Source organism: Paraburkholderia sp. RL17-373-BIF-A, from assembly GCF_046030175.1.
Taxonomy (GTDB): Bacteria; Pseudomonadota; Gammaproteobacteria; order Burkholderiales; family Burkholderiaceae; genus Paraburkholderia.
The window spans coordinates 75,053-88,346 of sequence record NZ_JARESO010000003.1 but is presented as its reverse complement, the minus strand read 5'-3'; the positions used below and the strand labels follow the sequence as shown (position 1 = coordinate 88,346).

The following is a 13,294-nucleotide window of genomic DNA, read 5'->3' as shown; positions in this document are numbered from 1 at the left end:
CGGAATGCCCCATCATCTTCCTGCCAATTCTTGCACGCTACGAAACGGACGTGCCCGTTAGCGCATCTTGCCGGACAGGACGGGCCGGAAGTTGCCACGCGTCGCGCAACAGTCTCAGGAATTCGGCTTCGCGATCGCAATGGCCGCAGTCCGCCATGACGGCCTCGCTGCACAACTCTAGGATGTCGCGCCGGAGTCGCCAGTCCTGCACATCAGCCGCGAGCCAGGCGAGCGTCGTGGGATCGACGTGACATACGTCGCTCCAGCTCAGGTACCCGGAGCGCGTCAGGTCTTCGTACAGCGTTTGCACGATCGAGAGCAGACGGTGTCGATTCAACAACAGGCGCTTTTCCATGCCACAACGATCGAGTGCCTCGAGTTCCGTGAGGCTGAGGTGTCCATCGGTTAGCAGGCATGCCGCCAGGATGCGGCCGGCTGCCTCAGGACTGTTGCATTGATAGTGACGCATTTGCTACTCCTCTCTATATCGGCAAGAACGGATCGGCGAAATGAATCCTGAGATGTTCCAGGTGAATCGCCGTGACAATTCAGTTCGCCTCACGTGTTCGCTAAATGAGGAAAACAAAATGTTTGGGTGCGGCATGCGGCCGGTTCGGGTTCATTGACGGCGGCATTCTGGCGTCCGCCCAGCCGCCGGTCAGCGGCGAGATTGCCGACCGATTGGAGCGGGGCGTAGCTTGACCGCTGGTCGCCTTGCAGGATCATTTCGATTGCGGTGCGATCGGCTTTTCCCTGTTCAGTAAGCGGCACGCGATCCGCCACGACGATACGAATCCGCTTGGCGACCAAAGGGCCGAGCACGATTTCGAGCCTGCGCATGCATCGCGCAACGTCTGCTTGCCCAGCAACCCACGGTTCGATTAGCGCGTTCCATCCATATTTGTCGGCAGACTGGTCGGCGGCCAGCACTACGGCGTAGCGAACGTCGGGTAAGCGGCACAGGACATCTTCGATATCGGTGGGGCCGATCGCCAGTCCATCGATTTCCGCCACATCGGTCGCGCGGCCGAGAATGTGCAGATTGGCAGCCTCGTCGATGAAGCCGGCGTCGCCGGTCAGGCACCAACCGTCCTGAAACTTTTGTGCTTCTTCGACCGACTGATGGTAGTAACCTTCAGCCACAGCGTCCGACCTGACTTCAATGTTTCCGCACTGTCCCGCGCGCGCCAGCGTTCCATCGGCGCGACGCAAACGTACCTCGACGCCGGGTCGAATGCGGCCCGCGCAAGCCAGCAGATCCGGATTCGCCTCGTATGCGGATGGCGGCAGAATGCTGACGAGACCGGTTTCGCTGGCACCGTACATGTGCGTGAGCACAGGACCCAGACGCGCGATCGCGCGTTGCCGCAGTACCGCAGGCGCTGATCCGCCGATGTGCGCAATGGAGCGCAGCGACGACAGGTCGCGCCGGCCGACGTCCGGGTGGTCCATTATTTCGAACAGCTGAGGCTCGACGAGAAGCACGTCGGTGATGCGATCCGATTCGATCGTCGCGAGCGTCTCCGCGGGGTCGTACCGACGCTTCAGCACGACCGTACCGCCGCCGATGAGCGTGCTGTCGACGAGCACTTGCGACAGGTAGGCGAGCGGGCCATTGATAAGCTGACGCCGGTCCTTGTCGTCCGCTGCGCCGACCATCGTTGAATATGTCGCGAAGGACCGGCGGCTGCATTTCGGCACACCTGTCGTGCCGCCCGACGAGACGACGACCGCGAGGTCATCGGGCCTCAGTCGTCCGCGTAACGGCAGATCAGAGTGCACTTGCACGAGTTTGTCCAGGCGTGACGACGCGGGACCGACGCCCACGAAAACCACATGGCCCTCGACCGCAACGGGAATGAGGTGAAGGGTTTCCGGGAAGGCTACGAGAAGCGTCGGTTGAACGCGGGCCAGCAAGGTTGCGCGCCGTTCGGCATTCGTAGACGCAGGCACGAACATCGTAGCCGAACCAAGGAGGTTTGCGGCGTAGCGAATCGCAAGCGCGTCCGGGCAATTGGGTGCGAGCAGTGCGACCAGCGAGCCCCGGCCGATGCCATGCACTGCAAGTGCCCGCGCATAGCGAAATATTGCGCTTCGCAGGGTTCTGCCTGTGACGTCATGATCGAGATAACGCAATACCGCACGATCAGATTGGTTTTCCAGTTGACCGAGTAAGGCGTCAACATAGGGCCGAAAGGCTGCATTCCCGTCGTTTTGCATGATTGCTCCGCTCCAGTGATGCGTGATTCGATATGCGAATCAGGCTGTGTTGTGAAGCATTGTGCGTTTGCAAAATGAGCGGAGAATTAGCCGGTGCGGAAGGGGCGCCACCTCCCGTCTTGCTATGCGAGTCGATGAGGGGCCGTCGGCCGGCGCGATCGCCGGATTGAGCAGCAGCACCAGTGGCTCATCGTAAAGATGCTCCCACGACTCGGGTAGCGTGGTCGCGCGGGGTTCGCTGACGATCACCGCCGCGTCGATTTCCCCGGCGCGCACCTGGCGCTCCAATTCGGCGCTGTTGCCGTGCGCGAGGCGCACCTTCAGCCCGGGGTAGGAGACCCTTGGCCGGATCACGTTGGCCGCCAGAAAACCCATCGACGACACGGTCGAGCCGATCGTGATCGAACCTTCGATGCTGAGTTTGTCGGCCAAGCCGCGCAACAGCGAGTCATCCGCGGCCACCACCGTGCGCCTGCTCGATGATCGAGCGGCCGGCATCGTTCAACTGGATGCTGCGCCCGCTGCGGTCGAACTCAAGTCGATATTCATCTTCGCTGTTCGGATCGGCCGCGGAGCAGCCAGTCGTTAAGGACCGGTATTGGTCCGCTCTACGTCATTCGCCGAACGGATGTAGCTCACCCGGATAGCGTCGGTTCATAGCCCAAGCTCCGCCTATACTGAGTAAAGTTCGTACCCTGTACGGGCTTGGATTCTGGCTGGAGAACGAGGTGAACAACACCAAAGTCTGCGACACTGATCCACCACTATCGAGCGCCCCACTGAATGGCCGCTTTGATGCTGTTGTCATAGGTGCGGGTCTCGCCGGGTGTACGGCGGCGCGGTTGTTTGCGCTGCAAGACCTGCGTGTCGCGCTGGTCGAACATCATTCCGACATGGCTGCTTTCAAACAGTTATGTACACATTTCATCCAGGCGTCAGCCACGCCAACGCTGCGGCGTCTGGGTCTTGACCGGCTGATTGAGGACGCTGGCGGCCTGCGTAACGGCGTTGATATATGGACTCGCTATGGCTGGACCGGAGACGTCGCCCCGCTTGATGAGAACGGTGAGCCTGCCTTCGGGTACAACGTCCAGCGCCGAACGCTTGATCCGATTCTGCGGCAACTTACGATGAACACCCCGGGCGTCACAACCCTGTTCGGGTGCGGCGTGCGTGGGCTCGTGAAAGAAAACGGTGTCGTCACAGGCGTCGATCTCGGCGGGAACCGCACGGGTATAGTTTCGGCCCCCCTGATCGTCGGTGCGGACGGCCGAAGCTCTCCGCTGGCGACGCTCGCCGGGATCAAGCCTGCCGCGTCGGAGAACTGTCGCTTCGGTGCGATTCGCGCTTATCGCGGCGTGGCACTGCGGCGGGGAACCTGTTCGCAAATGTGGTTGCGCGGTCCGGAGACCGGCTACGTATTTCCCAACGACGGTGACGTTACCGTGATTGCCTACATGGCGACCAAGGACAAGCTCGACGGCTTTCGCGCCAATCCGGGGGAGGCACTTGAACGAAGCATGGCTGGGTTTCCGGATTCCCCCGATTTGGCTTCCGCCGAGCCGCTCAATAACGCGCTGCTCGTCAAGGACTATCCGAATTTGTGGCGACAGCCAGCTGTTGGGAACATCGCGTTCGTCGGCGATGCCCTAATGAGTATCGACCCCCTGTGGGGCGTCGGTTGCGGGTTCGCGTTCCAGACGGCGGAGTGGCTCGTTAACACTCTTACTCCAGCCCTACGACAAGGGCGCCCGATTGCGCCGGCCCTGCGCAGCTACGCGAAGCGTGTGCATCGGGAACTCAATGGACATCGATTTCTTATAGTCGATTTTGCACGCCGACGCGGACTCAACGCGATTGAGCGGCTTAACTTCTCGGCCGCGGCGAAAGACGTAGCAGCAGCGAGACATCTGCACGCCTTTGGCGCGCGTCTGATAGGGCCGGCAAGGTTCTTGTCACCCGGCGCTCTGCTGAGGGCCGCTTGGGTCGATCTGCGTCGGCCCGCCGCGCGCTCCGCGCAACCTGACGCACCGGTCTGAATGATGCGTCCGCCGTCGCTCCGTAGACAGCCATGAAAGAGGGCTCCGTCCGCGTCGATGGAATCCGTTCCCCCCTGTTGGAGGCAGGACCGCCCGACGCCATCGAGGCAATCGTTTTCGTGCACGGCAATCCTGGATCGACTGCCGACTGGACGCGACTCGTGGCCAGGGTGGGTGAATTCGGTCGCGCCCTCGCCATGGACATGCCAGGTTTCGGCAATGCCGACAAACCTGAACAGTTTGACTACAGCGTGCGTGGCTACGCACACCATCTCGGTCGTCTGCTGGTTGAGTGCAATGTCCAGCGTGCCCATCTCGTCATGCACGACTTCGGCGGCCCTTGGGGCCTTGCGTGGGCCGCTGCCAATCCCCGCGCTATCGCGAGCGTTACATTGATCAACACAGGCATCTTGCTTGATTACCGATGGCACTATCTCGCGCGTATCTGGCAGACGCCGTGGCTAGGCGAATTGTTCATGGCCACGACAACGCGTGCCGGGATGCGGCTCCTGCTTCGACACGGGAACCCGCGTGGCTTGCCCGTGGAGTACATCGACCAAGCGTTCAACAACTTCGATGCTCGCACCCGGCGCGCTGTGCTGCGGCTCTATCGCAACACCCGCGAGACGAATGGCGCCATGCAGGACATCGCTAACGCGTTGCGTCCGTTGGATCTGCCTGCACAGGTTGTGTGGGGTGCCCGCGATCCCTATATTTCCGTGGACTTCGCCGATCGGCAATGCGAGGTCTTTCCCCGCGCCGAGGTGTTGATTCTGCACGATAGCGGGCACTGGCCTTTCATAGACAATCCTGACGCCGTCGCGTGCGCGATCGTACCGTTCCTGCGCAAGCAACTGGGCGCGAGTTGAAGCGTTCGGAGCCACAGGGAAGATTCAGATATGTTGAATACACGCGAGGAAATGGCCTTAACCCAGCGCCTGATTTACCGGTTGCGACATCCCGGCGTTCGTTGCTATGCAAGCCGAACATTTTTCCAGGACCTCTAACTTGGGCAGCACTGCCGAAACAATTGACCCAGCAGCGAATCGACTCGCTACTGCACCACCATATCGTTACGGCCTTCATTCATGAAGGTTACGCTCCAACCAACGAGCAACTGGCACAGAAGGTCGCGTCGAGCATCGACGATGTAGAAGCTGGGCTGTTGCGCCTTCAGGCCTCTCATGGCGTCGTTGCGATCGCTTTGAAGCATATAAGCTCGCTGTAAGTCACCCTTCATGCGGTTTGTGCGAGGACCGCGCGAAGGAGGCGTCACTCAAGACAAAAAAAGACCGGTGACCGGCTTGCGCCCGTCGCTGGTCTTTGCGATTGTCACGCTTCAATTGCGCAACGAACTCCGACTAGAACTTATGACGAATACCGAGGCTGACGATTTCTTGCGTGCGCGAATCGCCCGTGAAGCCGTAGTCGGCCACCGAAGCAACTGCCGGTTGTAGTTGCTGCGGTGGCGAGCTGCGCGGGTTGTGCTGCGTGCCGCTCGCGCGCTGCCAGGCGCCTACCAGGTAAAGGTCCGTGCGCTTCGACAGGTTGTAGTCCGCGCCGAGCGAAACCTGGTTGTACGATGCAGACGTGTCACCTGAACCGTGCGTGTAGGTATAGCCGAGACCCAGCAACGCAGCCGGCGTCACCTGGTAGCCAAGATAGCCGCCAGCCACGTTGTAGCGCTCGGTCGAGACGAACGTCGACGCTCCATCAGGCTTGTATTGTGCATTGCTGTAACGCACGCCGGCCGTGAACGGGCCCGTGACGAATTGCACTGCAACCGACGCGATGCCGATCGACTTCGCCGTTGCGTATGCGCCGTTGACGATCGAATCGATCGTGCCGTCAGACGAGCTCGTGAAGGCGTTGTTCGGGCGCCACACTCGAGCTGGCGTTGTTCATGCGGATGTAGCCTGCTGCCACGCTGAACGGGCCCGTTGCGTAGGTTGCCGCACCCGCCCACGTTTGCTGCGAACCCGTCTGGCCTGCCACGCCGCCGAACGCGTACATGCCTTCGAACTGGAAGCCAGTCCATGTTGGCTAGGTGTACTTGACCGCGTTGTTCGTGCGCGAGCTGTTGTCGTTGTTGTCGACGTCGCCCGGAGTCGTGAACGTGCTGCCGAAGTAGTTGTCGGCCGTGAGCGGCTGAACCAGGTCGACGAGCGGGTCATATTAACGGCCAAGCGTCACGGTACCGTACGCCTGATGCGCGAGGCCGACGTATGCCTGTCGGCCGAACATGCGACCGCCCTGGCTCAGTTGGCCGTTGTTGATGTCAAAGCCGTTTTCCAACTGGAAGATCGCTTGCATGCCGCCGCCGAGATCTTCCGTACCCTTCAGGCCCCAGCGGTTGCCCTGGAGGTTGCCGCCAGCCAGCTGGTACAGGTTGTTGCCCGCCGGATCGGCGTTGTGCACGTACTGAAACGCTTCATCGATGACGCCGTATAGGGTGACGCTGCTTTGCGCATGGACTGCGCCGCTTGCGCTGAGCAGCGCAAGCGAAACCGTAGATAAAGCGATTCGTTTCATCGATTTCTCCACGCAGACGACTGGTTTGTCGTTGCGAAGCTGAGCGTACGCCCCACACCCTGGGATACCGAAGCAAAAACAAATTTTCTGTCGCTACCCCTGTTGGATTACCGCAAACAGCGGCTCGAAAAAGCGTTCGATACAGTCAGACATCGCCGCTTTTCAATTCCACCAGGCACCTTCCTGGTGGAGATCAACTCCTGTTTATTTTCAGGTGGTTACCGTCGGTCAGCGGGCGGACGGATCGGACTTGGCATAACCCGTGCATTTGTAGCTGCGGGCACAACGACGACCGGTTTCGTGCTTTCGCCGCGGCGTCAGCAATATTGCTCACATTTAAAGGGAAATGCGTTGTTCGTTTGAGCCTCTTTGTCAGCGCGCGGCAAGCCCTTTGCCTCTTCGCATCAACGTTGAATAGCGCGCCGAAAATGGACCTGATCCGGGTGCATTCGAGTATTCAACAAACTTATTATTGGAGTCGTTATGAAGGTGAAACTTATCGTCGGTCTATTAGTCGCAAGCTCTGCCGTGTTGGCTGCTCCCGCGTTTGCGAGCGGTTACGGCCCTGCACCTTTCTATCGCCCCGACGTCGGCGAGCCTGCAATGCAACGCAGTCAAACTGCTCAGACGATGGCTGCGGCAGTGAGTCCGGCAAGCATGGTAGACGAAAACAGCAGTGGCGTTGGCGGTAACGAATCGGTCAGATCGCAGTCTGGCGGGCCTGCCGCGGCTGATAGCGTCGGCGTGATGTATCGCGGCAATTGATAAGCCCGGTCGCGGGGCGCGAGTCAGCCAGCGCTCTGCGACCGAAGTGATGTCCGTTGCCGCGGCTATTTCAGTTTGCACTCGCGTTTAGTAAAACCATCCCGTGTATGCCCGAAAGCGTCTGTTGCCAGGTGCTGCTGTTCTGTGCGGCCTGGTTATCGTCAAACAAAGGTTGCAGCAACGTAAGCAGATCTTTCGAAACCGATGTATTCGTTGGCGTGGTGACGTCCGACACCAACACGCCTCTCACGTATTCGGATTGTCGTACAGACTGATTGGACGCCTGGTTCAACGTCGCCTGAAGTAGCTTGCCGCGTTTCGTTGCGATGTCGACTGTGCTGCTTGCGTCGTCGTTGATCTGCACATAGTCGTAGTTCTGTGATGCTAACGATTTGCGGAGTTGTAGCGTGCCGCCGGCTAGCGCCTGGTGGTAACTCGCTTGCAGATGCGATCGCTGCGTTTGCGAAATCTTGCCGTCCAGCAGATTGCCTTCGGTTCGCGTGCTCTGCGAGACCTGATAGGAAAAAGTATCCGTTTGATTCACCAGCATCGGATTGGAGGACACCGGGTTATCGGTCATCGAGCCGGTGAAATCGGCCAGACCGGTCAACATGGCGTGATCCGACTGCGCCAGCCACGGTGCATAGGCCGTACCGGGAAGCTGCTGCGACGACGTCCCATAGTCGCTGTTCAGTTGCGTGAACGCGTCTTTGAACATTGACATCAACGCGGTGTTCCCGTGCCCTTTCGCGTTGGCGTTGTCGAACTGCGTCAGATAGCTTGCGATGGCCTGGTCGCGTTGCGCGCCCGAGCCCCAGACTGCGGAATCGCTCGTATCGACCTTGAGATTGATCGTGCCGGCGGAGTCTGTGAGGCTCACGCTCCTCGCTGAACTGTCCAGTGAGATATTGGCTGACACGTTGTTTGGGCCGTCGCCTGTCACATCGAACTGCATATTCACGGACGACAATACCGATGTGTCGTACTGCGTCAGACCTCTCATGTCGAGCGTCGGTGGGACAGCGCTGATGCCATCGATTGCTTTCTGAAATCCATCCGCCAGCTTGGCCAGGGCACTGCGCTCGGTGCCGCTCAACGTCCCGCTGCTCTTTACGCTGACCGCCAGCGTCCCGTCCCCGCTGTCCATTTCAATATCAACCTTGACGCCGCTCGCGGTCTGAACGGTCAGTTTGATATCGCCCTGCGGACTTTGTCCCGATAGTCCGATTGCACCGGCTCCGCCGGCTGCGCCCGCCGAAGCGACCGTGACCGACTGCGAGAAATTGCTACCCGTGGTCTTGAAGCGATCGAGCAGAGCGCTTCCCAGATTGTAGAACTGCCCGCACATCGTGCCGGCCATGTAATCGCCCGCCATCGCGAGAGAGACGGCGTCGGTGTTGCTGTGACCCCAGGTGATGGTCGGTCCCGCGCTAGCCAGCGTTCCGTGCTGCGTGTACACGATGGGTGATTCGACGCCCGCGTAGGGGATCGTGACAACTGTCGACGCGGTCTCGGTGACGGCATCTTCCGATACGACGCCGGCTGTCGAAGCAAGGCTGTTCGCCGTGCTCGATGACGGCGTCATAGTTAGAGGAAGGCCTACATTCAATGACGATAAGGTGGTCATGGTGCCGTGCTTTGTTATTTTTTCGATGCGGGATTGTGGTCATCTGCGCGACGAGCGGCTTCAGTCGATATATCGACTGCAAACTGAAAATCTTTAAGCTTAATACTTGGTTTTATGGAAACTCGGGGCGAAAGAGGGGTTAATCCGCTGTTTCGCTCCGCATCCGCGTTGCTCGCTTATAGCCCCATGCCTTTGCCGGGCTGACCCTCGAACTGCGCCATTTCGTCATACTTTGGGCCACCGAGACGAGGTGTCCCAAATGCGGTCAACGGCCGCCGGCGCGTCCCAAATCCTCCTGTCTCGATGCCTTGGCAGTGCGGTCGCCGAAGCACGAGTTACCGCGAGTAAAATGATGCGACTGCAACGCCAACCAGTTAACACCATGAACCTCGGCCGGATCGACCTTAATCTCTTGCGAGTATTCGACGCAGTGTTCGAGGACCGCAATCTGGTCCTCGCCGGAAAGCGGTTGAATCTTAGCCAGTCCGCCGTGAGTCACGCTCTGGGGCGGTTGCGGGACGCACTGGAGGATGACCTGTTCGTCCGGACCTCGAAAGGGATGGAGCCGACCGCGCGCGCAGTCGCGATGGCAGCCCCGTTGCGCAACGCACTCCACCAGATTCAAGTGGCGCTGGGCGACGAGCCGTTCCGGCCGGATGTTGCCGAACGTGAGTTCGTCGTTGCGGCGAACGACTACATCACGATGCTTCTTCTCGGCCGTCTCAGTCAGAGACTTGCCGCCGAAGCTCCGATGGTGAACCTCGTGATACGACCGTCCACGCGGCTGGATCTCGCCGGACAGATCGACATCGGCCGGATCGACATCGCCATTGGAATCTTTGCGGAGGTGCCGCCGCGCTTTCAGTCGATGATGGTGTGGCAGCAGAGAGACGTGCTGGTGATGCGTCAGGATCATCCCATTGGCGAGCGCACAGTCACTCACGACGACCTGTTGAACTACCCACTTGTCGCCGTCTCGCTCGGTGGTGCGGAAGAGGGCGCCGTTGGCGGCTTCATCGTTGAACGGGGTTTGGCGCGGCAGTCGGAAATGTTCGACCGGCAGGCGTTGGAAGATGCCTTTCCAGAGGGATCGGCGCGACCGCGGCTGAGGGTCGCTGTGGCTCATTCGCTGGCGATCCCTGCATTGCTGCGTCACAGTGCGATGTTCGCCGTCGTACCTTCCCCATTGGGACGCGAGTTCGAGCGCTACGGCGAGCTGAAAACGCGGGCAACGCCGTACCCGCCTCCGGAGTCCGCGGTCAGAGCGGTGTGGCATGCGCGAAACGCCCACGACCCGGCGCTGCAGTGGCTGCGGGCCCAGATACTCGACATCGGCAGGCAGGTGCGAAGCTAGGCGGTCCCGTTTCCTTCAAGACCATCTTGCAGTCTTTTCACCGCGCTTGATGTTCTGGCTATGCCATCATGGGGGCACTATGCATATAGATATCCCTAACGCCGCGGAGACCGGTCATCAAATGCATTCGGACGCTCAAGTCGTCGATTCGGTTATCCGGTCACGGAAAGCCGTTCGCGTTTTCCGTTCCGATGCAGTCTCACAGAAAGACATCATAGACATTCTCGATGTCGCTCGCACAGCGCCAAGCAACTCGAACATGCAACCGTGGCGAGTTCACGTGCTGCGTGGGCGTAGCAAGGAGTCGCTGAGTGAGGCGCTTGTGCGCGCCCATGTCGCGGATTTGCATCCGCCACTACAGCATGTTCCGGACCCCATGCCGGAGGCTTATCGCCCGATGCAGGAGGAGTTCGGCGCGCGATACTACGGTGCCCTTGGTATCGACAAGGCGGACGTCGCCGGTCGCGCCCGCGCCACAGGCCGAAACTTCGGTTTCTTTGGGGCACCGGTCGGCCTGATCTTCACTATCGATGCGAGACTGAAAAAGCACAGCTGGCTCGACTATGGTCTCTTTCTGCAGACGGTCATGATCGCAGCCCGTGCTCGGGGCCTCGATACGTGCCCGCAAGTGTCGTTTGCACGCTATCAGACGATCATCGCCGAGCATCTTTTACTTGAACCGGGCTTTGACGTGGTGTGCGGTATGTCGCTGGGTTACGCAGACCATGATTCAGTGGTCAACAGGCTCGCAATTCCGCGCGAGACGGTCGAAAGATTTACTACGTTTGTCGGCTTCGACGAAGAGGCATAGCGCCGAAGGCCGTTGTTTTGGACCGGCTAATCGGTCGCTCTCCATTTCAGAATTCGCGTGCGTTGCAGTTGCGGCGCGCGCAATCGCCTTGCCGAAGACCCACGAGCCATGTGCACCGGGCAGGCGTCCCAACGTGTGTACGCGACATGATCGCGGATCATCTAACTCACGTTGAGGATCAGCCGGCAATAGTTCAATCAGTTCACTTCAATCTCTTTTTTTGACTCCACTACTTTTCAAAATATGACAGTAAAGATCCTTGCCTTTTGTGGGAGTTCCCGCCGTGATTCCCTTAATCGAAAACTATTGGAAATAGCTGCGTCTGCTGCACGAACGGATGGCGCGGAGGTGACGTTTATCACACTCGCTGACTTTCCCTTGCCAATTTACGACGTTGATGTCGAAAGTGCGCACGGTGTCCCTGAGCGGGTTCGAGCGCTGCAGGAATTGTTCGCCAGACATGACGCGCTGTTAGTCGCTTCGCCTGAGCATAACGGCGGCTATACCGCTGTGCTCAAGAACATGCTGGACTGGGTAAGCAGGCCGACCGCGACGGGAAGTTCCGGCTTGACACTCTTCGCCGGTAAGGTCGCGGCGGTTGTTTCGGCATCACCGGGGCCGATGGGCGGGATTCGCGCAATGCTCGGAATGCGGGGTGTTCTCGAGAAGATGGGCGCGATCCTGATTCCTCAAGTGTTCTCGCTGGGTTCTGCCCATCAGGCATTTGCTGAGAACGGCGGGCTCGTCGATGAGATAGCGGATGCCGAAGTGCGACGTGTCGGTCTTGGCCTCGTTGGCGTGACGAAGCAACTGACCACCCACTGAATGTTGGTGCCCGGGCGCAACTCAACGCGCCCGGCGTGATGCCGGTTTGGTGTCCCAGCTTCCGGGTTGAAGGGGAACGGGTGTCGACGCGGCGTAAGCGCAGAACGCGCCGTTACCGACGGGTCCTGCGCATGATCAGTTTGCGTCAGGCGCCTTGACGTTATACGCAATGCGCCCTGCGGGCAGAAAAAACAAAGCGATAATTGCGCCGCCCTTTGCTTCCGGATAGTGATGACTGCCCGGCGCCGGCGCGGTCCATCCGCCATAACACCAGCCGTTCGGACCGGCGAGGGCCGCGCCTTCGTTTAGCGACACCACCATGTTGAATTCGCCATAGGGATGCGCGTGGTAATCGCCCCGGAAGCTTCCCTCCGGATTGTTCTGGTCATTGCCGGTGCTATCCATATAGACCGCCGTAATGCTGAATCCAAAGGTCTCTTCTGACGGATCGACAAGACGTGCGCGCCGATACCTGCGCCCGGAGATCTCGATGTTGGCCGCCCAGCCTTCTTCCACTACGCCGATCGTAATCAGGCGCTCGAGATCTTTATAGAACTCGCTCGATGTGCCGTATTTTTCGTTGAGCCACTGTTCGACCTCATTGCCCGTAGTCAGATCCTTGACCTCCTCGAGAAAGGGCAGGCATTTCGCTATCAGTTCATCTCTACTGCTTGAGTTATTGGCTTGTGACAAGTTGGTCCTCACTGGTCTGAGGGGCTGCGTGTGCAGCCCGGGTCGACGACGCCGCGTCGAAGATGGTGGGCTTTGCCCGTCGACACATAACGACTGGGCGCTCACCGCTGCGGTCACGATGCCACATCGCTGCAGGAGGGCGAAGGGGATAGTTTTCAATACCACATTGAATGATGTTCAAGTGCCGCACACCGCTGCGTTCAATAGGCAAATGAACACAATTCATCTCGATACTCGAGGTCTCCGGCGCTTCTCTCTCAAGCACGTTAGCGCATGAAAATCACCGCTGATCACGCCGTGAAAAGAAAAGTACATGCGTCTGTGTCCTGACAGGAGAATTTAAATTTTCCAAATGTCCGGCGAATACGCTTCGTATTTTCGTGGCCCCGTGTTTCACCGTGTTGTTGCTTTTTATTTGCAAACATAAG

12 protein-coding genes and 1 pseudogene are annotated in these 13,294 nt (G+C 59.4%); 6 read left to right on the top strand and 7 right to left on the bottom strand.

What is annotated here, in order from left to right:
• Positions 1-37 precede the first annotated feature (37 nt).
• The 3 genes from P0D80_RS04575 to P0D80_RS04565 all read right to left on the bottom strand — a co-directional run bounded on the left by P0D80_RS04575 (position 38) and on the right by P0D80_RS04565 (position 2,682).
• A complete protein-coding gene (locus P0D80_RS04575) occupies positions 38-469 on the bottom strand; it encodes a TerB family tellurite resistance protein (protein ID WP_408177156.1) in 432 nt (143 codons plus the stop codon).
• An 89-nt stretch (positions 470-558) separates the two neighbouring features.
• Positions 559-2,220, bottom strand: a complete 1,662-nt coding sequence (locus P0D80_RS04570; RefSeq protein WP_408281620.1) for a class I adenylate-forming enzyme family protein — start codon at positions 2,218-2,220, stop codon at positions 559-561.
• Positions 2,221-2,259: 39 nt separating this feature from the next.
• Positions 2,260-2,682, bottom strand: a complete 423-nt coding sequence (locus tag P0D80_RS04565; RefSeq protein WP_408281619.1) for a LysR substrate-binding domain-containing protein — start codon at positions 2,680-2,682, stop codon at positions 2,260-2,262.
• A 266-nt stretch (positions 2,683-2,948) separates the two neighbouring features.
• Between P0D80_RS04565 and P0D80_RS04560 the strand changes: the two genes are divergently transcribed.
• The gene (locus tag P0D80_RS04560) at positions 2,949-4,259 is read left to right on the top strand and encodes an NAD(P)/FAD-dependent oxidoreductase (protein ID WP_408177159.1); all 1,311 of its coding nucleotides are present in this window, start codon (positions 2,949-2,951) and stop codon (positions 4,257-4,259) included.
• Between the two features lie 32 nt (positions 4,260-4,291).
• The gene (locus tag P0D80_RS04555; RefSeq protein WP_408177160.1) at positions 4,292-5,128 is read left to right on the top strand and encodes an alpha/beta fold hydrolase; all 837 of its coding nucleotides are present in this window, start codon (positions 4,292-4,294) and stop codon (positions 5,126-5,128) included.
• Positions 5,129-5,313: 185 nt separating this feature from the next.
• On the opposite strand, the gene P0D80_RS04550 is transcribed toward P0D80_RS04555, so the two are convergent.
• Positions 5,314-5,499: a hypothetical protein gene (locus tag P0D80_RS04550; protein WP_408177161.1), complete on the bottom strand. Its 186-nt coding sequence runs from the start codon at positions 5,497-5,499 to the stop codon at positions 5,314-5,316.
• Between the two features lie 121 nt (positions 5,500-5,620).
• Positions 5,621-6,791 (bottom strand): annotated as a pseudogene (locus tag P0D80_RS04545) (porin).
• Positions 6,792-7,274: 483 nt separating this feature from the next.
• Between P0D80_RS04545 and P0D80_RS04540 the strand changes: the two are divergent.
• Positions 7,275-7,556, top strand: coding sequence for a hypothetical protein (locus P0D80_RS04540; RefSeq protein WP_408177162.1), 282 nt, complete (start codon positions 7,275-7,277; stop codon positions 7,554-7,556).
• Between the two features lie 70 nt (positions 7,557-7,626).
• Here P0D80_RS04540 and P0D80_RS04535 read toward each other — a convergent pair whose 3' ends face one another.
• Positions 7,627-9,141: a hypothetical protein gene (locus tag P0D80_RS04535; RefSeq protein ID WP_408281614.1), complete on the bottom strand. Its 1,515-nt coding sequence runs from the start codon at positions 9,139-9,141 to the stop codon at positions 7,627-7,629.
• A 424-nt stretch (positions 9,142-9,565) separates the two neighbouring features.
• Here P0D80_RS04535 and P0D80_RS04530 point away from each other — a divergent pair, with 424 nt between their 5' ends.
• From P0D80_RS04530 to P0D80_RS04520, 3 genes are all read left to right on the top strand, one after another.
• The gene (locus tag P0D80_RS04530; protein WP_408281950.1) at positions 9,566-10,537 is read left to right on the top strand and encodes a LysR family transcriptional regulator; all 972 of its coding nucleotides are present in this window, start codon (positions 9,566-9,568) and stop codon (positions 10,535-10,537) included.
• Between the two features lie 121 nt (positions 10,538-10,658).
• Positions 10,659-11,348: a nitroreductase gene (locus tag P0D80_RS04525; protein ID WP_132382593.1), complete on the top strand. Its 690-nt coding sequence runs from the start codon at positions 10,659-10,661 to the stop codon at positions 11,346-11,348.
• Positions 11,349-11,591: 243 nt separating this feature from the next.
• The gene (locus tag P0D80_RS04520; RefSeq protein WP_408281609.1) at positions 11,592-12,173 is read left to right on the top strand and encodes an NADPH-dependent FMN reductase; all 582 of its coding nucleotides are present in this window, start codon (positions 11,592-11,594) and stop codon (positions 12,171-12,173) included.
• 135 nt (positions 12,174-12,308) lie between these two features.
• Here the strand turns inward: P0D80_RS04520 and P0D80_RS04515 are convergent, their stop codons facing one another.
• Positions 12,309-12,866, bottom strand: coding sequence for a 4-hydroxylaminobenzoate lyase (locus P0D80_RS04515; RefSeq protein ID WP_132382595.1), 558 nt, complete (start codon positions 12,864-12,866; stop codon positions 12,309-12,311).
• Between the last annotated feature and the right edge of the window lie 428 nt (positions 12,867-13,294).